Here is an 18,711-nt window from a genome sequence, read left to right on the forward strand (position 1 = left end):
GATGCCATGGACAAAGAACTAAGAATTGAGGTCGCTCGGTTGGTTGCCGAGCTCTGCGCTGGGCGCTACGCTGAGTTAGAGACAGACGGACGCGCGGGCAGGCTGTCCGCCGAGGAGCTGCGGACGGCTGTGGAGCAGTACGGCAAAACATTGCTCCTTCTACCCGATGAATCATGGGCTTTGGTGGATGAGTATCCTCAAATCGGCGATCCGAGCACGGTGGCCGTCGATGTGCCGCTTTGGACGAAGGAAGAGGGTCGTAGCGATCTCACGCTGTCGCTCACCGCAACGAAGCAATCGGACGGATGGGCCCTGTATATCGATGACCTTCACGTGCTATGAAGCTCTGCGCCTGCTCGTGGCCGACTTCGATGTTCTCGGCAACATGCTCGCCGTGGAGATCTCGAAGCATGACGTCGCATGCATGTACAGCACGTATAAAACGACACCGAGCGGTGCGTGCACAGGGGCCTGCATTGGGAGCCAGTGCCGAGGGATGCCCGACGGTACACGCAGCAGGATCATCGTGGAGTGGGACATGGACCCGTTCAGTTTGGAAGTTGCATATTCACAAGTCTCTGTTTTTCAGTCGTGCCTAAAAGATTCCTTCAACGACTGGACCAACATGCACGTGGCACAGGGATTCTCATGGAGGCCTGGTAGCGTGTCTTTCCGTACTCTCGATGTAAATGGGCCGGCCTCGGTTGTTGTGGAAAAGGGACCGACACTTGATGTTTCGCCCTCAGCAATTAGAGCAATCCAGGTTCCATTTCACGTTCCGGCCGGCGTTGATGTCGAGATAGGCACCCTTGCCGGAACGGTCGTGGTGGAACTGGAGCCGGGCGATTATACGGTTCTCTTCGAGCACGGCCGATGCCATGATTCGCGAATGTGGTGCAAGTTCCGTTTCGTGCCGGGAACCACCGCACCCCGGGTTGTTCGTAGGGATGAAGAGCTTTCTCCAGGGGAGGACCTTCTGATGGATGCGCAACCAGCGGCGCCATAGCGCGCGATCCACTCAGGGGGAATACCGACGGCGTGGTCCATGCAGGTGGTGAACAGCGCGGAGGACAATGGGCTTCATTCCTGCGACTCGGGGAATCGAAGCGTCTTGACCTGGATGCCGTCCTCCCCCGTGATCTCATCGCCAGACCAATTCCAGCTCGTGCCGCCTGGGCCCGGCAGCCCCAGCTCGAAGGTGACCGCCTCCAGCGTGAGCTGGTCCTCGTCAAGGTAGGCGACGCCGATCGAGTCGCCACCGCGCCCGGGGCCGCCACGGCCGCCAGGGCCTCCGTCGCCGCCATCGGCACCGCCGCAGGACCACGTGCCGTCCCCCACGGCGCCGCCTGGCAGGCCCCTGCCGCCCTTGCCGCCATCCTCCGGCCCCCCGCCGTCGCCGCCGGGGCCACCGTCGCGCACGGTGATGGTGCTGTCGCGCACCGTCACCTTGGCGTGGAGCGCCAGGATACCGATGCTCGGCTGGCCGTTCTCGCCCCCTCGGCCGCCTCGACCGCCGCAGCCGCCGGCACCGCCGGAGCCGCCGCCGGCGCCTCCCTTGGAGGCCACGTCGCACACCGCGAGCCCGCCGCGACGGCCCCCGCCCCCGCCGCCGCCTTGCCCGGGCGTCCCCCGGGTGCCGTCGCCAGCCCTGTCGGGGTGCCATCCGGTCTCATCGATCCGACCGCGGCCCTTTCCCGGCTCACCGGGGATGCCTGGATCGCCGTGGAGCGCCACCTGACCTGGTTGGCAATGGACGCCCGGCGCGTCCCCATCGCCCCCCCGTCCGGCCGTCGGGTCTGACGCCTCGCGTGGCTGCCCGTCCTCGCCGTCGCCCGCCCCGTCGGGAAGCCCCTCACCGCCTGCGCCGCCGAAGCTCGGGATTCCTCCCTCGCACGGGTTCACCGCGCGAGCCCCGCCCGGGACCGTGGCGGCGGAGCACGCGTCTTCCCCGTACTGCCCATCCGGTCCCGTCGCTGCCTGGTACGGCCAAGGCCATTCCTCCCCATGGTCGCCCCTCAATCCCGCGGTGGCTTCGATCCAGCTTCCGATGATCTCCACCGCGGCGCCCGACCGAACGACCATCCCGACATGCGTCGAGCTCTTGATGAGCACGTGGTCGATGATCGAGACCCCATCCGCAGCCCCGGTGTCGCCGGCGCGCGTCGGCTCGACGGTCAGCGCGGTGAGCCCGGGAGCGCCGACGACGAGCTTGGTCATCATGTGCACCGGATTTTCCAGGCCTCTGAGGCGTTCCCATCCGATGGCGGTTTCGAAGCCTCCATAGATATCCACGCCGGACGGGAGCGTGACGGTCTCCTGATACGCATCGTCGGTAAGAAACACGCGACCGCGCCCGGTGCGCGCGAGCTCGATCGCGCGCCGGACGGAACGAACCGGCCTGTCCTTGGTGCCCGGATTCGCGTCGTCACCGCCGAAAAACGGATGGATGACGAACACACCGCAGCCGTCCATCGCCCGACGCGCCGCAAGATGCTCCAGGCAGACCGACTCGGGGACGGGATCGCTCGCACACGTCGATGGACCGTCACACGGCGGCGCGCCGCCAGGGCCGTCCACCCCCGGCGCGGTCCCGCAACCGGCCGCGGCGAGCGGAAGAACGAAGAGCAGGAGGATCGCGGAATTCAAGCTCATGTGCATCCCTCGTTGGCGACGTCTCGCAAGGCACGAGTCAATGGGGCGGCTCGTTCCCCACGCTGAACGCATGAATTTCACCCGTGGGGCCTAGCTGCCCTTCGCCCACCTCGTCACCGGCACCGGCGTTCCCCGCGGGGCCGCCATGACCGGGGTCTCCGAGCTGAATGTAGGTCCCGGGTCGAATGGCGAAGTTGGGCGCCACGTAGGCGATGCCGATGGTTGCGCCTCCGAGCCCGCCGCCGGCATCGCCTCCGCGACCGCCGTTGCCCCCATCGCCGCCCTTGCACGCATGCCACATCCCACCACCAGAACCTAAGCCCCCTTGGCCAGCAGGCTTGCCTATGCCGCCCAGTTGGCCCCTCCCGCCCACGCCGCCACGACCGCCATTGCCTGTGATCACGTCGCTGGCCCCGATCGTCAGATCCGTGCCGTCGAGCGCGACGATTCCGATGCTGGCACCGCCATAGCCGCCGCCATAGCCGCCGTGACCGCCACAGGCGCCGCTTCCTCCCGAGCCGCCGGCGGCGCCCCCTTGGGGTAGGCCTGCCCGACACGCGACCATCTCCCCACGCGACTTGCTGCCGCCACCGCCGCCGCCCCCCTGGCCGGTGCCGCCTGGCTTCCCGTCCTTGCCCCGGACGCCGATCCATCCCTCCTTGCCAAGGTGGCCCACGCCCACCGCGCCATCCGCGCGACCGGCATCGGCGCCGTCTGCGCCCCTGCGCCCGGCCTCGCATAACGAGACGTCTGCGCCGACCCCTGCGCGGCCGTAGCCCTCCGGATTCTCCCCCGGCGCCGGCTGCCCCGGAGCACCGTCGCTTCCCGACTCGAGCCCGCCGTCGCCCCCGTAGCCGCCGATGGACTCGATGCCATCGTCGCACACGGTCACGACCGCGAGGGCGCCCGTCGGGGAGTCCGTGGTGCAGGCGGACACCCCGTCGTTCCCCTCAAGGCCGTCCGCTGCCCGCTCGGTGTCCGCGTCCTCTCCCGGCTCCCCGTCCTTGCCGTTGCCGGCGACAATCACGCTGTCCTGCACGATCGCCGTGGCCCCCGTGCTCAAAATCATCGCGATCGACGACTTTCCATCCGGCGCCGATGCGTCCGCCGCCACGACGCGTACGCCGGCGATCACCGACGTCGCGTCGTCCCCCGCGAGCGCCATACCCTCCTCCCCGAGGACCCGCAGCGGGATCCCCCCCGGCGGAGCGATGATCGTCGGGTGATCCGGCCCGCCGAATGACCCCTCATACGACCAATCCCCGCCGTCACACAGGCGCCCGCCCCAGACGTCAACCCCCGAGGGCAGCGTGAGCTTCTCCTCGAACGACCCGCCGCACGCGTACACGCGCCGGGTCGGCTGCTCGCCGTGGCTTCGCCCATGCGCGGCGAGCCCGATCGCGTGTTGCAGGGTCTTCACCGGTGCGTCTTTCGTGCCAGGGCTCCTGTCGTCACCCGACAACGGGCTGACGAACACCCCGCACTCATCGAGCGCCATTGTCGTCGATGGATCGCCGTCACATAAAGTCGGCTCAGGTGCAGGGGCGCATTCCATCACTTCCCAACAATCGTCGCGGTACGAAGTGCAAGCTATCAGCGTGCTGCTCGCTCCCCACGCACAGACCACGACAGCAACGGCGGCGGCCAACGCTCTTCGGTCTGCCTGTGGCCGCATCCGCTCGGTACCCGGCATGGTCACCACACCCCCTCGATCCTCACGCCCGTCTCGTGCCCGGTCACGACGGGCGATATCTGGACCCGATCCTGAGCTGGCGTGCGGCCCAGGAAGGAGAAGTCGGTGAAGAAAGACGCGGCGGTGGCCGCGCCGATCACACCGCCCGTGATGACCAGGGCGATGCCCACCCGGTCGGACAGATTGCGCGCGTCGCGCAGGCGCCGCAGCTCGCCGCATGGCGAGCGCTCTGGCGCTTGCCAGCACATGGACGAGCTCGATCTTGGGTCGCTCTCGAGCTGGTCACGCCGAGCGCTCATGTCCTGGTCGAGCTTGCTGGCGCTGATCATGAGGATGGCGCCTGTCGATACGGTGCCCGTCGCGAGCGTGATCCCCACGACACGCAGCGTCCCTGGCCACGAGGCCCACGGGCCGGGGGCCTGCGCGCGGGGAGGGGGCAAAGCGCGTACGGGAGTCGGCGTCGCGGTCGCGGTCCCTTTGGCGCCGCTCGCCTCCTTGGTGCCGCTCGCCGCCGCACACAGCAACGGCATCGTGAACTCGTGCTCCGCGCCCGCCACGGCGCGCAAGTAATGAAGAGCGTCCTTACAGCCCGGTGCACGGCCCCGCACCATGTGTTGGCCCGGCTCGAAGAACAGCGTGTAGGTCCGCGCGGTCCGGCCGATGCGCTTGCCGTCGACGAGCACCTCGGCGTCGGGCGGATCGACGCCGAGCACGAGCCGCGCAACGTGCGGCTCTGCCTTGCGCTGCCCTGCCTCGAATCGCTGCTGGAGCGCTTCCGGCAACGCTTCGCGCTGTTCTAGGCTCCTGGCCAGGTGCTCGGCCGCGTCGCGGTACTTGTGCAGCGCGAGCTCGCAAAGGCCGAGCTCGCCGGCGAGCTCCGCGCGCTCCACCTCGGTGCTGGTCGCCGCGTCAGCGGCCTCCAAAGCTGCCTTGTATTCCGCGATTGCCTCGGTCCACTGCCCGGCCTTGCGCGCTCTCCGACCACGGCGAACATGCTCCTTCACCGCCGACCCGTCGCTCGGTCCCGCCTTTGGATGGGTATCGTCCGCACTGGACGAGTTCGGGAAGCCTATTGCGGCCCCGAGCGCAAGAAAAATCGAGAGCGAATGCGCAATGCAACGCATGCCGCGACGGTACCGACGCCGGCTGCTTGGCGTCAACCGGCAGAAATCGCCACGTCTCGGCGGCTTCGGTGGGAATTGGCGGTCGGATGAGGGAATGCGTTCAACCATCCGTCAGGCATGGCCAAGTGTAGCTTTGGTGACTACATGCGGCACATTGTCCGACCGAAGTTGCTCCTCGACTCATTTTTCTGAACCTTTTGGGCCGCCTCGCGTGTGCTGCTTACCGTGGCCAAGCCAGCGACCGTCTCTCCCGGCTTCGAGCTCTTCCGGCGCCTGGCCAGGCGCCACGGTGTACCGGCGCGAAACGCCGAGGATATCGCCCAGGAAGCGCTGCTGCGGGGGCTCGACGCCGACCAACGGATCGAGCCGGGCGGAGATCCGGGGCCCTACCGCGTCACGATCGCCGTCAACCAGGCGCGCAATCACGTCCGGGACGCGCGCTGCCGCGGCGAGGTGCTCACGTCGTTCGATGAGCGCGAGATCCGAGATGAGCTCCCCACGCCGGAAGAGCTGCTCCGCAGACGGCAGCGGGAAAAGCTCGCCCGGCAGCTGATCGACCAACTCGATCCCAAGTACCGGGATCTCGTGATCAAGCACGACCTCGAGGAGGTCCCGCTCGCCGAGATCGCCGCCGAGCAGGGGCTCCCGCTGGACACGGTGAAGACGCGACACCGGCGGGCGCACAAGGAGCTCGAGGTGCAGGGGGGGCGGTGGCAGGCGCAGGAGCGCTCTCAGGGAAGGGACGGGAGAATCTGCGTGCCGCTTGCACTGGGGTTCGGCCGTCGCGCGTCGTGGCTGGCCTCGCTGCGCCGGCTGGGCCTGAGGATCGTCGTTCAGGCCGCGCTCGTCCTGCTGACCGGCGCGCTCGTTTCCGCCGTGCCGCCCTTGCCCGACCTAGAACCGTGGATCAGGGCGGCGGCGGTCCGCGCCCCTGCCACCGCGCCCGCGGAGCAGGACGCCGTGGCGCCCCTCGCGCGAGATGGCGCCCAGAGCGCCGCGGGGCCCGCCAGCGGAGATGGGGCGCCCGACGTGGCGGCGCCCGCCGCGGCGACCGCGCACGAGATCTCGTCGCGCATAGAACACGGAGGCGCGCACGGCGAGGCGATGGCGACCGGCACGCCTGCTCCCTCGAACGCGACGACGAGAAGTCACCGGGCCGCGCCTCCGGCGAGCGCCGTTCGACCGACCGCCGGCGAGGTCGAGAGGAGCCTGGTCAACCAGGCGCGGAGGGCCATCGAGGCCAACGACGTCATGGCCGACGTCGAGGCTCGGCGGCTGCTCGAGGCCCACGCGCGGCAGTTCCCGCGAGGGCGGCTCGCCGCAGAGCGCGAAGAGCTGCTCAGGCAGCTTCGCTGAATCGTCGGCTACCCATCAACAGCTAGGCAGGCGGGGATAGCGGTGCTGCTTTCGCGCAGCGCAACGCCGAGATCCGCCTTGCGTCGGACAACAACGCTCAGGTCCAGAAGGCGAAAGTTCATGGAAGACATGTTGGGGGCGATGTGGCTGGTGTCGCCGCTCGGGCTCGCGATGATCGCGTGCGTCGCGATCGGCTTCGCGGTCACCGCGCGCGAAGCGCTGGGACGCGAGCGCGGGCTTCGCGAGGCGCGCGAGCACGCGCATGATGACGAGGAGGCAGCCCTCACCGATGCGAAGGAGCAGGCAGCGGGCGAGCGAGACCGATACCGGCGCCTTCTGGACTGTCATGTCGACGCGGCGCTCGCAGAGCTGACGGAGGCCTGCACGCGCCCCGTCCCCTGGCCAGGAAGGGTCCTCGAGTCGTTCTGCGCGACGACGCCTTCGTGGAGGAGAAAGCTGGCCGAGAGCACGGGGTTGGAACCGAGGGAGGTGGAGCGGTTGCTGAGGAGCGACCTGCCGATGACGCCCGGCCTTGCCCGGCAGCTGGAGTCCTTCACCGGCACGCCTGCGCGGTACTGGGAGCGCCTGTGGCGGCTGCACGACGACCACCGAACGGACGCGGAGACGACGGTGGTAGTGCAGATCGGTGCGCCCAGCACCAAGCGTGAGAGCTCGGCGCTTCCCGCGGCGTCGTCGGCGCCGAGCTCGGCGCCACCGACTCCGCCGACGATACCGCCCCGCGCGCTCGACGTTCCTCCGCCCGTGGTGCCGTCTCCCGAGCTTGCGGCCAGGAGCCCGCGGGCGAAGCTCCCGCCGCCCGCGTTGCCGCGGCTTCGGTCGCCGCTCCCTGTCCGCACCGCCGCGGGGGCGGAGCTCGCCCAGCGCGCCGCCACGCTGACGAGCTTCCCGCTACAGCGTGACGAAGGGGGGACGAGCTCCGCCAACGCGTCCGACTGGGAGGACGCAGAGCGCTCTCCGCTGAACACGACACTTCCGGGCGTAGGGAGCCATGGATGAGCGCCGCCGCGCTTCGCAGCTGCACGCCATCAGGAGCCTGCTGGCGAGCATGCCGCCGCTGCGGGAACTGAGCAGCTACGGCTGACGTCTTCCTTTGGTAGCGGACGGGGAAGACCGCGAACCGGTGCCGCATGAGGCGGACGCGCGGCATCACCCGCTTACGGGCGATTGCCCGCGGGAGAGGGTAACGCCATGGATCGTCTGTCGAATGAAGACGAGCGCGCCGCCGCGCACGCGCGCTTGTTTTGCCCGGCGCAGGTTCGTGCCGTGCTGCGCTGGCTGGAGAGGCTGGGGGTCCCACGGTGCCATAGTACCGACGTCGCAGGCCAAGTCTGGCTCAATGCCTGGGAGAGCTGGCCCAGGTTCGATCCGAAGCGCGGCAGGCCGGAACGCTGGTTGAACGCGATCACCGTACACGTTGCTTCACACTAGTCGCTCCCCGTTGTGGGCGAGCTGAATCAGTGGATTCAGGAGCTCCACATGCGGCTCGTACTAGGCACGCCGCTCTGCACCGCTACCCAGTACGCCATCAATCAGGAGGGTGCGTGGCGGCGCTGCTTCACGGATGGACGCTTCGAGATAGATAACGGCGAGGTTGAGCGGCAGCTAAGACGTGTAGCCCTCGGAAGAAAAAAACTATTTATTCGCGGGCTCCGATAAGGGCGCTCAGCGCCTGGCCGTCGGCTATATGATCTTCGGCTCGTGTCGGATGCATGGAGTCAACCCGCTCGCCTGGGCGACAGACGTCATCGGCAAGCTGCAGGCGGGCTGGCCGCGCGATCGGCTGGACGAGTTGCTGCCCGACGCATGGGCGAGATCGTCGCGCGCTGCTCCGAGCGCCGGCGACGCCGACGCGACCTGAACATCGCGAGCCTCGGCCGGCAACGCAGGCGGATGGCGCCCCGCCGGGCCTTCTTTCAGGACCGCCTGTGCCCGCGCCGAGTCGTGGGCCGACGCCGCCCCGCGCCCAGCATCGTCGACCCCGGCGAGAGCCGCAAGGGGCCGTGCCCATGGCGATGGCCGAGCGCTTACGACCCCGGCGAGAGCCGCAAGGGGCCGTGCCCATGGCGATGGCCGGGCGCTTACGTTTCCGCCGCGAATCCGCTGGCCCACGTCGGCCGCCGCGATCGGGCGCCGTCGTCCCACGGCGAGGTCAAGGCGCGCGCCCTCCTGGACCTGCTCTGGCTGGTGGAGCCCCGGGAGCGGAAGGTCCTGATCCTCGTAGGCGAGGGGGAGCAGGTGTCGGAGGTCGCGCGGAGCCTCGGGGTGCCCATCGGGACCGCGTTCTCATGGCTCCGCCGAGGCCGCGGGCGCCTTGCCGCGGCGCTCGGGCGCTGGCGGCCTTTGCGCTAGCCTCCAACGGGGGGATGCGTGGAGTTCACGCCTCCCCGATATCAACCATCTACCACCATGACACGGCCCGCCAGGTCGCGGCGAACGATCCAAAATTCGTACGCGAACGCCAGTACGAGACCGGTGGCGAGGGGCAGCTAAGGCGTTTCGACACGTCCGCCGCTATCCACGAGTTAGACCCGCTCACCGGCGCAATGACCATCAATCACCCCGAGCGAGGGAGCATCAACCAGCTCGATTCCGACACGGGTCAGGCTTGCCAGCTGCATGCGGCAACATACGGCAGATTTTGCCACCGATTCGATGGCCCATGTAGATTACGAATACCGGCAGAGCGGATGGACCGCAATCAAGGAGATGCCAGTTTGCAGCCTCATGGGGCTAGCTTCCGAGGTTTTTTGCAGGGTCATGGGGCCACCCCAAACGCAGGAGGATGGGGCCACCCGCGCGGGGGCGTGACCCGGTTTTTTGCAGGGTCATGGGGCCAGCTTCCGAGGTTTTTTGCAGCCTCATGGGGCCAGCTCGGGACGCCGCGGTCGGGATCTGAGACGGGCTCCTTCCGAGGACGGCGCGGGTCGCCGTCGGAAGGAGACCGATGCCCTACCGAGAGCTGATCATGGTTGACATCAAGGAAATGCTCCGCCGTCGTGCGGCGGGGCAGAGCGCGCGTCACGTGGCGCGCGAGACGGGCGTCGATCGCAAGACGGTCGGCAGGTACTTCGAGGCCGCAGCGATGTTGCCACTGTCGCGCGATCGCGAGCCGACGGACGAGGAGATCCACGCGATCGCCCAGCGTGTGCAGGCGCGCCCGGTGCCCGACGCAAGCGAGGAGTGGAAAGAGATCGGCGCGTATCGCGCACGCATCGAGGCCTGGCTCGCCCAACCTCGGCCGTTGAAGCTGACGAAGATCCACCTGCTGCTCAAGCGCGACCACGGCGTCAGCGCGAGCTACGACACACTCCGGCGCTTTGCCATGGAGGAGCTCGCGTGGCGCAAGAAGACGCCGACGGTTCGCGTCGCGGACACCGAGCCTGGCGAGGTCGCGCAGATCGACTTCGGCCTGATGGGTAGGCTGTTCGACCCAGCGACGCAGCGAGCTCGCAATCTGTGGGCGCTCGTGGTGACGCTCGCATACAGCCGCTACCAGTTCGTGTGGCCGTCGTTCGAGCAGACCACTGCGGCGGTATGCGCGGGCCTGGATGCGGCGTGGTGGTTCTTCGGCGCGATGACGCGCGTGATCCTCCCGGACAACATGAAGGCCATCGTGCTGCGCGCCGACGAGCTCGCCCCCGTGCTCGTGCCGGCGTTCCTCGACTACACGCAGACACGCGGGCTGTTCGTGGATCCTGCGCGCGTCAGGTCGCCCAAGGACAAGGCGCGTGTCGAGAACCAGGTCGCGTACGTGCGCGAGAGCTGGTTCGACGGCGAGTCGTTCTCGAGCCTCGACGAGGCGCGCGCGTCCGCTGAGCGGTGGTGCCGTGACGTCGCTGGAGCGCGAGTCCACGGCACGACACGCGAGGTGCCGCGCGAGGTGTTCGAGTCACGCGAGAAGGGCACCATGAAGCCGGCGCCGGCAGCGCCGTTCGACGTGCCGCACTGGACTGACGCGAAGGTGCACCCCGACCATCACGTGCAAGTCCTGCGGTCGCTCTACAGCGTGCCCACGCGCTACGTTGGAAGCACGGTGCGCGTCCGCGCCGACCGCGCGTCGGTCAGGATCTACGCGGGCACGGAGCTCGTGAAGGTGCACGTGCGCGTCGCGCCGGGCAAGCGCTCCACCGATGCGAGCGACTACCCCGTGGGCAAGGACGTCGCCGCGGTGCGCGACGTGGCTTCGCTCATCACGAGCGCGAAGAAGTGCGGCGTGCACGTCGGCATCTACGCCGAGCGGCTGCTCGATGTGCCGCTCCCCTGGACGCGCATGCGGCTGGTCTATGCGCTGCTGCGGCTGTGCAACAAGTTCGGCAGCGGGCGCGTCGAGGCGATCTGCCAGAGCGCGCTCGCGTTCGATGTCGTCGACGTACAGCGCGTGACGCGCATGCTCGAGACGGCGAAGACGCCCGCGTCGCCGCTCGCGGATGAGCGCAAGGTCGTTGCGCTCCCCACGCCGCGGTTCGCGCGCAGCACGGAGCACTTCGCGACACGCACGCTGGCGGCTGCCGCGACGAAGGAGGAGGCGTGATGAGCTTCAGCGAAGTCGACCCCGCGCTCGTCACGGCGCTCAAGCGCCTGCGCCTCGGCCGCATCGCTGCGACGCTGCGTGAGCGGCTGCTGCTGGCCGAGAAGCAGTCAATGGGGCACGAGGAGATGTTGCTCATGCTGCTCACCGACGAGATCGGGCGCCGCGAGGCGAGCGCGACGGAGAGCCGCGTACGCGACGCCGGGCTCGATCCCGGCATGCGCCTGGAGCTCTGGGACAAGGCCGCGAAGGTCAGCTTCGACAAGCGTCTGCTCGGTGGGTTCACGAGCCTGCGCTTCCTCGAAGAGCACAAGCACATCGTCATCCTCGGCTCGGTCGGCGTGGGCAAGACCTTCCTCGCGAACGCGCTCGGACACCTCGCGTGCCAGCACGGCTACAGCGTGCGCTTCCTGCGCGCCGACGCGATGCTGCGCAGGCTGCGCCAGAGCAGGCTCGACAACTCACGCGATGCCGAGAGGGTCGCGCTCACGACTGTCGACCTGCTCATCCTCGACGACTTCGCGCTCGAGGTGATGAGCAAGCAAGAGAGCCGCGACGTCTACCAGCTCTTCCTCGAACGCACGGGCCACGCGTCGATGATCGTCACGAGCAATCGCGACACGGCCGAGTGGCTCGCGATGTTCGACGACGTGCTGCTCGCGCAGAGCGCCGTCGATCGGTTCAAGAACGCGGCGTTCGACTTCATCATCGAGGGCGAGTCGTACAGGCCACGGCTCAAGCCGAAGCTCGACGAGAGCAACACGGCCGCGCCGGTGCCCGCGCGCAGCAAGCCGCCCACCCATCCACGCAACAAGCGGCGATGACCGCTGCGGCCCCGGTGAGGACGTCGATCCCGGGGCCGCGCCGCTGCCCCCCCTCGCTCCACTCGGCGCGCCTCGCCCGCCGTCGTCAACGTGGCCGCGAGGGGCGCCGGGGGCGGGGTAAACGTTCCTGCTCCTGAGCGTCGCGGCCCCTACGCCGGACCTGCCAGAGGGCCCGGGTGGCCCCATCACCCTGCAAAAAAGAGGGACGTCGCCGGTCGCTTCGCGCCCGGCTCCGGGGACCTCGACACGCTTCGCGGTCTCGGGCATGGTCGAGGCCGATCACGTCGTCTCCCCCTGGCCCCATGACCCTGCAAAGGGGTGGCCCCATGACCCTGCGACGTGGCACAAGGAGATCCTATTCAGAACTCCGACGCGTCCCGTGGTACTCCATCGGCAAATTCGACGTCGTTCTCTGATGTCCTTCCTGCATCGTCATCCATGGCTTTTTCTGTCAAGCCATCTATGCGCCTCCAGAACTGCAACATAAACGGGTCCTGTCTTTGCCATTCGCGTACCCGCGCTACAAATGTGTCCCACTCATCCAACGACATCGTCAGTTCACGGTACTCAGGGCTAGACTGGCTCACCGGCGGTGATGCAATCAGTTGAGCGACACTAAATTCCATGCCATCTATCCTGCAATCCTGCAGCATCTCCCTTTGCTCGCCCTCGAAAAATCGCATCGTTAGATAGGCACCGCGAAGATCGCAATGCGATGCCCTGATGGTGACGTGATAGAGTCGAGCGTGACGTAGGCAGCAGCGATTCGCGGATCTTACATACGATCTATGCAATCTGATGCTAGGTGCACAAACGAACGCAAGGCCGAGTGTCCACATGTTAGTTATTCGTGCCTTAGATAGGTTGCAATACTGAAATCTAATGGTGGCCATTGCCCGAGGCCTGTGACTTCCGTTCGCGCAAGTTCCAATGTCAGCGTCGCGAAAATCCACACCTAAAAAGCTAATTCCGGATGGGAAAAAGCCCATCGGACGATCTCTCGCGGCATTGATGCGAGCCTCGGTGCGCGACCAGTCGCCATACGTACTCTCGGGTGAGAGCAGAACCCATTCAGATCCGATGCGGCGGCGTACCACGCACTGGCGGCGACGGGCACCGACGCCGCGCTCGGCAACACTCGACCAGATTTGCTCAGCGAAATCGAACGCATCTCGGTTGGCAGAGGATAGCCAGCCAGTTGCCACAGCGAGTTCATAGTGAACCATCATGGCAATACGGAACAATCCGTCTCCTATCCGAGCATCAATCCCAGTGATATCGTCGAGTACGATGCGCTCGGTGGAGCGGCGATCAAGGTGGAGCGGCGCCGCCAGACGAATCAATTCGTTCGCAAACGACGGCTGCACAACCTCCGCTTGGTATTGATTCAGTCTGATTGTTGGTCGAAGATGAACGCCCATCGCCCACCAATCCCAGATATCTGCGAGTGCGTCACGTATCAGACTCCAACCGTCCCGGTCGAGTTGCTCGGTAGGGATCGATCCTTCCTGAGCAACATCTGAGGTCCGTTCCGCAATTTCCCACGTGATCAACCTGGATATATGGGAGACCACTTCGGGTTCAAGCCACTTCGCAGACAGGAGCACGCTGAGTCGCCGCGACATCTCAAATTGCATCTCGTCAGATCGAAAGTCCTTCCAGGATTCGTCGGCTGAACGAGATGCAGCAAATTTTGCATTCAGTGCCGCACAGTCCTTCAGCGTCTCAACGACTTGTTCGGCGAAGAGATACTCGCGAAATGACTTGTGTGCAAATTCGCACCCAAGGTCACGTGAACCACCTCGGAAGTAAAAGCTAATCATCAGTTTTGTAAGCACATTGTGCTCCTCCATGTTGTCAATGGATTCGAGCGACAAGCTGCTTGATTTTAATCTTAACGAGAGCTCATCGTATGATATGCTCTCTCCCCCAAGGGTTGTGATTGCGCTTGCTGTGGCGCGGAGCAGACGGCGGAGTTCGGCTCCTGTAAACTTTGCAGCATGGGGCTCATCCTCCTCATCGTACGCCGATTTTCCAGCTCGTGCACAAGTCATGTCTACGAGCATTCGATAAAGATCAGTTGAATTGCCTAAAATCGTCGAGGGGTCCCCCTCCTGGTTCGCTATAACGCGAAGCGCAATGTAAGCGAGAAGGGGATGTCCAAGGACATGATCCCGATTTCGTCGACAACTTTGCTTATAATGATCGATAATGATTTCATATCGCTCAATGTTACCCAGTCGCCACATCGGCTGCGGATTGCCATGCGCTTTTTCTTGGGCGGCATGAAGACGCGTGATATAGTGTCCCAGCTGATTTGGCGTAAATGGGCGAATCGTAAGTAGGGGCGTCGTGCTCTTCATGAACCGCGCATCAACTACCGCGACCGACGGACGGCCGGTAATAATCACGCGAACGCGGGCGCCCCGTGCCGCGTTCAGAAATCGGCTTCGCACCTTTTCCAAGACACCTTCGAGGCGTTTCCTGAAATCGTCGGAGCTAGAGACGGTAAGTTCATCCCAACCGTCAAGTACTAGCACGTATGGACAGATCGTATGGCCACGGAACTTGATGGATTCGTCGAAGATTCGTCCGTTGAGGAATAGGTCTTCCGGACGGCCGTAGCGCGGCCCCCCCGGATGACGACGTTCGTCATGGAGCACGACCGCACTTGCCAGCGCATCAAGGAGTTCACCTTCTGTCCCGAGATCCCGCAGGCGTACACGAATCGGGTGTAACCCCTCTCGGATCAGCTGTGCGCACAGGCGGAGAGTAAGACTCGACTTGCCCGCTCCAGCGACACCCTGCAACACTATCGCGTCTTTGAATTCCGGATCAGCCATGAGTTGTAGAATTTCATCAATCAGTGGCTTCCGTCCGCCGCAACTCTCCAGGAAAGGATCGCGCTCGGTCCGGCTCTTCTTCTTGGCGCCATCTCCGTGAATGTCACCCCAGCGGACCACCCCACAATCGGTGTCGACGTAAACATCGGCAAGTGAGAACGGCTCCTGCCCTAGGAGAGGAGCTTCCTCAAATAGCCACCGCTGCACATCGCCGTGATCGAGGAGCGCGCCATACGCTTGCTCTTCCTTTGAGCCGATCTCCAAGCGCTGCGTCAAAGGCGCAAAACGGTCTTTAAGGTCTCCATGGCTGAGCAACGTCTTGAGATGGCTTGTGAAGCGCTGGTGAACACCATCGATTATTTCGCGACGCTCTCGGTCATCGTACCCAGCATAATCTTCCAGAAATATATTGAGAAACTCGTCGGCCTCTTTGACGAACGCATGCTGTAAAGCACCGGGTAACGATAGCCGAGAAAAATCTAAGTCAGAGGTCGCTCCCATTGTCTTGAGCGCCCTGCGCATCCCGGGAGCGATCGTCTGGAATGACTTCGGCAGACCAACATGTTGCATCGACTGCTTGACGGCCTGTTGGTATGCGGTTGTGCAGGCAATGTATGCGAGCTTATTGGGGTCCGCTTCTTTGGTTAGTCCGTCGATTAACTTAACAACGAACTTAAGCGGTGGAAGTACGTCCGCTGCTGCACTGCCGATGACGCCCAACCATGGCACCGATTTGGAGATAGCCTCAAGGAGCGAAGCCTTGTCTTTGAGTGCTTCAGCGGCGTCCGAGAGGAAGTCAACAACACCCTTGATATGCTGGATCTTGTCGGCTGTATTCATGAAGTCGCTCCGGGCGAAGTTCGCTCTTCGCAGGAAGTTTCACGTCGGCTCAAGTGGCGAGCAGGCTGCCATCCGGTGGCTAGCAGACGGTATCACGAAGCTGACGCGACCACGAGCAGGGGCGCATCGAGGATGTCGCACATTGCCACGCATGATGCTCCATTGTCCGCAGCCGCGTACGCACTCCTTCTGCATCCTCGTAAAGAATCTGTCGGGCGATCGGTTTTTTCTGCGGGCCGGTGCGTCGCGTTGCACGTGTCGGCTCCCACCGCTCTCAGTGACTGCCTATTCGGATCGCGCCCGCACCGGCTGAGCGGATCGCGGGGAAGCCCGGCCCACCAGCGCTTCAGGCTCGTCGCGGTGTCTCGTGCCGTTCGCCGGGTGAGCGTGCGTCGCTGGGGATAGTAGCGGGGAACTGGCGGTCTACTCGTCGTCGTCCATCTGGGCCATCGCGGAGATCTCGCGCAGGACCTCGCCCGGCGGTGGGCGCCGCTCGGCCTGCTACCAGGTCGGCCAGGTTTTCCGCGACCGGATCCAGCGCTCCAGGCCCTTGCCGTCTGCGATGTCGGCGAGGACTTCGCCGGGGGAGCGTTTTTCGTACATCGCGATCATGGCGATGATGCGGGTGAGGGGGACGCTTCCGTCCGTGGGATCCGGGAGCGGGCCGTCGGGGTCCTTCACCCACTGCATGGCGTCGAGGTAGCGATCGATCTGCGGTCGTGATCGAGCGGGTGACGGGCTTGCCGGGCACGGTCACGCGGACACGCCGCTGCGGGTCGCGGGACTTCATCGGCACCCCTCCTCGACGCTGTCCTCGGCCATCAGCGCCATCACGGCGATCTCGCGCAGGACCTCGCCGGGCGCGTAGACAAATCAAGCCGGATCGCAGCGCGAAGAAGTGTAGCGCAGCAAACCGAAAGGGTGGGACCGCGAGCGTCGTGATGGCTCGGTCCTGGGTCGAAAGAGCGTGGTCCGGGCGGCGCCGAGCGCGCTACGGGGCGCATCGGCGTGCCGTAGGCACACGTGTCCGTCCGGGCGTTGGTCTGGCCCGGGAGGCGCGTCGCGAGACGCTATGCGGCGTCACCGGGCGCCTTGCGGCGCAGAACGGTGCTCTTCCAGTACGGCGGCTCGCGGTAGGGAGAGCGTGCTGGAACATCGGTCGGCTCGCCGAGCGCGGAGAGGAAGCGGACGATGTTCCGGGACTCGGTGACCATGGCGACGAGCTTCATCCGCCCCTTGCAAGCTGGGCACTCGAGGACATCGATCGCAAATGTGCGGTGCAAGAGCTCGGCCCACGGTCGATAGCCGCCACGCTTGCGTTTCGGAGCGGCGTCATCGTCCGCCTTCGTAGGCTCTTCTGGCTTCGCAGGCCGCGGTCCGATGCGCTTGCGCGCCAACGTGGGCGACTTGCCGAGGCGAGCACACCCGCGTGCTTGACGGTGTGAAAGCGCGGCGGCGGGACGCTGGCCGCGACGGCGGCACAGGAGCGAGAGCGCATCCATGGCCACCGCGACAGTCCCGTCAGCGAAGGCGCGCTTGAGCGACAGCCGCACCAGGCAGTCCTGCTGCGGCTCGACGCGCTCCTTTGCGATCGGGGGTCGCAGCACGTAACGCAGCAGCGCCTCCCTCGCCGCGGCATGGTGCGCACCGGCGCGCGTCGCTGCGTGCAAGGTGAAGCCATCGAGCGCAGCGCACAGCGGCTTGTCGTACGCGAGCGCGCTCGGAGAGGACGGCGAGAGCCCGCGGAGCCATTGCGGGCCGGCGGGCGGCTCTCGTCCCGAGACGGCGGAGGCACAGAGCGCTGCCTCGGGCTCGTCGTCCTCCTCGACGTCGTGCTCGATCTCGAGATGCCCGTGCCGCCGTAGGTAACGGAGCATCCGCCCGACGGCGTGCTCTAGGACCTGACCGATCTCGCCCGTTCGCAGGTGACCGAGTTCGTTCCACACGAGCTCGGTGCCGTCTTCGTGATAGGCCCCGTCGAGGAAGACCACGTGCAGATGCGGATTGAGCCCCATGTCGCCGGACGTGCGTTGCACGACGGTCACCGCGCCGCTCTTGACCGCGCCGCACGCGCCTCGGCGCGCGGCGCGCTCTTCGTAGAACCGCTCCACTCTCTCGACGAAGATGCGGGTCAGCACGCCGAACAACGCCCCGTCCTGGGCGAGCCTGCGCCGCCACGGAAACGGAAACGTCAACACCCACTGCCGGAGCGCCACCTCGGGCAGGACGTCCTCGATCAGGTTCGCCGCCGTGGCACACATGCGTCGGCCCAGACACGACGAGCAGAAACCGCGTCCTTTACAGCTGAAGGCCACCAGCCGACTCTCTTCGCAGCGCGCGCACCGGAGGCGCGCGAACCCGCGGCAGAGCAGCCCGCAGTCGAGGTAGGCTTCGGGCTCCTTCTTCGCGTGCTTGGGTATCCCAACGGCGATGGCGCCGTCGTCGATGGCCCCGTACAGCGTCTCCACGTTGTCGCGCACGATCTCGTAGAGCGTCGTCTTCTCGGGGCGACGGCGCTCGTAGACGACGCCCGTGGTGCGAGCCGCGCTGGCCACACGGCGCCGACACCGCACGCCGCACGCCACGCGGTGAGGGCGCGTTTTCTCCGCGAATGAGTCGACGCGAGCGGCGGGCTCGACGTTCGGCCCAAGCTTGCTCACCGCTCCGGTGCCACCGGCAGCTCGAGCAGCCGACCGATCGTCTCGTGAACGACCCGGGCCGCCACCTCGTCCCCGAGGGCGACGGCGCGGCTCAGGGTGCTGGCGAGCGAGGCGATCACCGCAGCCCGACGCGACGGATCGGTCACGGCGAGCTCCCCAGGCCCGGGGCT

15 protein-coding genes and 1 pseudogene are annotated in these 18,711 nt (G+C 66.1%); 9 read left to right on the forward strand and 7 right to left on the reverse strand.

Annotated elements, in window-relative coordinates:
- Positions 1 to 6: 6 nt before the first annotated feature.
- Both WME95_RS48335 and comJ read left to right on the forward strand, forming a co-directional pair.
- On the forward strand, positions 7 to 342 hold the full coding sequence (locus WME95_RS48335) for a DUF7668 domain-containing protein (protein ID WP_437905929.1): 336 nt from the start codon (positions 7 to 9) through the stop codon (positions 340 to 342).
- A complete protein-coding gene (gene comJ / locus WME95_RS48340) occupies positions 323 to 1,006 on the forward strand; it encodes a competence protein ComJ (RefSeq protein ID WP_437905930.1) in 684 nt (227 codons plus the stop codon). Before WME95_RS48335 ends, comJ begins: the two co-directional genes overlap by 20 nt.
- A 74-nt stretch (positions 1,007 to 1,080) precedes the next feature.
- Here comJ and WME95_RS48345 read toward each other — a convergent pair whose 3' ends face one another.
- The 3 genes from WME95_RS48345 to WME95_RS48355 are packed head-to-tail and all read right to left on the reverse strand — an operon-like array spanning position 1,081 to position 5,577.
- Entirely contained in the window at positions 1,081 to 2,652 is a 1,572-nt protein-coding gene (locus tag WME95_RS48345) for a hypothetical protein (RefSeq protein WP_437905931.1), read from the reverse strand.
- Positions 2,653 to 2,689: 37 nt separating this feature from the next.
- Positions 2,690 to 4,327: a hypothetical protein gene (locus tag WME95_RS48350; RefSeq protein WP_437911108.1), complete on the reverse strand. Its 1,638-nt coding sequence runs from the start codon at positions 4,325 to 4,327 to the stop codon at positions 2,690 to 2,692.
- Positions 4,328 to 4,347: 20 nt separating this feature from the next.
- Positions 4,348 to 5,577 (reverse strand): hypothetical protein, encoded by a 1,230-nt coding sequence (locus WME95_RS48355; RefSeq protein ID WP_437905932.1) that lies wholly within the window; start codon positions 5,575 to 5,577, stop codon positions 4,348 to 4,350.
- A 117-nt stretch (positions 5,578 to 5,694) separates the two neighbouring features.
- On the opposite strand from WME95_RS48355, the gene WME95_RS48360 reads away from it, so the two are divergent.
- The 7 genes and pseudogenes from WME95_RS48360 (at position 5,695) to WME95_RS48390 (ending at position 12,198) form a co-directional block, all read left to right on the forward strand.
- Complete coding sequence (locus WME95_RS48360; RefSeq protein ID WP_437905934.1) at positions 5,695 to 6,825, forward strand: RNA polymerase sigma factor; 1,131 nt, start codon at positions 5,695 to 5,697, stop codon at positions 6,823 to 6,825.
- A 120-nt stretch (positions 6,826 to 6,945) separates the two neighbouring features.
- Positions 6,946 to 7,842, forward strand: a complete 897-nt coding sequence (locus tag WME95_RS48365) for a helix-turn-helix transcriptional regulator (RefSeq protein WP_437905935.1) — start codon at positions 6,946 to 6,948, stop codon at positions 7,840 to 7,842.
- A gap of 192 nt (positions 7,843 to 8,034) precedes the next feature.
- Complete coding sequence (locus WME95_RS48370; RefSeq protein WP_437905936.1) at positions 8,035 to 8,274, forward strand: sigma factor; 240 nt, start codon at positions 8,035 to 8,037, stop codon at positions 8,272 to 8,274.
- Positions 8,275 to 8,704: pseudogene (locus WME95_RS48375) on the forward strand (IS66 family transposase); the annotation flags it as partial. It lies immediately after the preceding gene.
- 83 nt (positions 8,705 to 8,787) lie between these two features.
- Positions 8,788 to 9,195: an RNA polymerase sigma factor gene (locus WME95_RS48380; RefSeq protein ID WP_437905937.1), complete on the forward strand. Its 408-nt coding sequence runs from the start codon at positions 8,788 to 8,790 to the stop codon at positions 9,193 to 9,195.
- Positions 9,196 to 9,790: 595 nt separating this feature from the next.
- Entirely contained in the window at positions 9,791 to 11,377 is a 1,587-nt protein-coding gene (gene istA / locus WME95_RS48385; RefSeq protein WP_437902024.1) for an IS21 family transposase, read from the forward strand.
- Complete coding sequence (locus WME95_RS48390) at positions 11,377 to 12,198, forward strand: ATP-binding protein (protein ID WP_437905938.1); 822 nt, start codon at positions 11,377 to 11,379, stop codon at positions 12,196 to 12,198. Before istA ends, WME95_RS48390 begins: the two co-directional genes overlap by 1 nt.
- Positions 12,199 to 12,557: 359 nt before the next feature.
- Here WME95_RS48390 and WME95_RS48395 read toward each other — a convergent pair whose 3' ends face one another.
- From WME95_RS48395 to WME95_RS48410, 4 genes are all read right to left on the reverse strand, one after another.
- A complete protein-coding gene (locus tag WME95_RS48395; RefSeq protein WP_437905939.1) occupies positions 12,558 to 15,881 on the reverse strand; it encodes an NACHT domain-containing protein in 3,324 nt (1,107 codons plus the stop codon).
- Positions 15,882 to 16,382: 501 nt separating this feature from the next.
- The gene (locus WME95_RS48400; RefSeq protein WP_437905940.1) at positions 16,383 to 16,571 is read right to left on the reverse strand and encodes a hypothetical protein; all 189 of its coding nucleotides are present in this window, start codon (positions 16,569 to 16,571) and stop codon (positions 16,383 to 16,385) included.
- A gap of 380 nt (positions 16,572 to 16,951) precedes the next feature.
- On the reverse strand, positions 16,952 to 18,436 hold the full coding sequence (locus WME95_RS48405) for a transposase zinc-binding domain-containing protein (protein WP_437905941.1): 1,485 nt from the start codon (positions 18,434 to 18,436) through the stop codon (positions 16,952 to 16,954).
- A gap of 101 nt (positions 18,437 to 18,537) precedes the next feature.
- Positions 18,538 to 18,687, reverse strand: coding sequence for a hypothetical protein (locus tag WME95_RS48410; protein ID WP_437905942.1), 150 nt, complete (start codon positions 18,685 to 18,687; stop codon positions 18,538 to 18,540).
- Positions 18,688 to 18,711 lie beyond the last annotated feature (24 nt).

It is taken from the genome of Sorangium sp. So ce327 (genome assembly GCF_051530205.1).
Classification (GTDB): domain Bacteria; phylum Myxococcota_A; class Polyangia; order Polyangiales; family Polyangiaceae; genus Sorangium; species Sorangium cellulosum_B.

Coding starts and splice junctions, on each gene's coding strand:
- WME95_RS48350 (WP_437911108.1), bottom strand. CDS start 4,327: ATGCGGCCACAGGCAGACCGAAGAGCGTTGGCCGCCGCCGTTGCTGTC.
- WME95_RS48345 (WP_437905931.1), bottom strand. CDS start 2,652: ATGAGCTTGAATTCCGCGATCCTCCTGCTCTTCGTTCTTCCGCTCGCC.
- WME95_RS48395 (WP_437905939.1), bottom strand. CDS start 15,881: ATGAATACAGCCGACAAGATCCAGCATATCAAGGGTGTTGTTGACTTC.
- WME95_RS48390 (WP_437905938.1), top strand. CDS start 11,377: ATGAGCTTCAGCGAAGTCGACCCCGCGCTCGTCACGGCGCTCAAGCGC.
- istA (WP_437902024.1), top strand. CDS start 9,791: ATGCCCTACCGAGAGCTGATCATGGTTGACATCAAGGAAATGCTCCGC.
- WME95_RS48355 (WP_437905932.1), bottom strand. CDS start 5,577: ATGGTTGAACGCATTCCCTCATCCGACCGCCAATTCCCACCGAAGCCG.
- WME95_RS48335 (WP_437905929.1), top strand. CDS start 7: ATGGACAAAGAACTAAGAATTGAGGTCGCTCGGTTGGTTGCCGAGCTC.
- WME95_RS48400 (WP_437905940.1), bottom strand. CDS start 16,571: ATGCAGTGGGTGAAGGACCCCGACGGCCCGCTCCCGGATCCCACGGAC.
- comJ (WP_437905930.1), top strand. CDS start 323: ATGACCTTCACGTGCTATGAAGCTCTGCGCCTGCTCGTGGCCGACTTC.
- WME95_RS48370 (WP_437905936.1), top strand. CDS start 8,035: ATGGATCGTCTGTCGAATGAAGACGAGCGCGCCGCCGCGCACGCGCGC.
- WME95_RS48365 (WP_437905935.1), top strand. CDS start 6,946: ATGGAAGACATGTTGGGGGCGATGTGGCTGGTGTCGCCGCTCGGGCTC.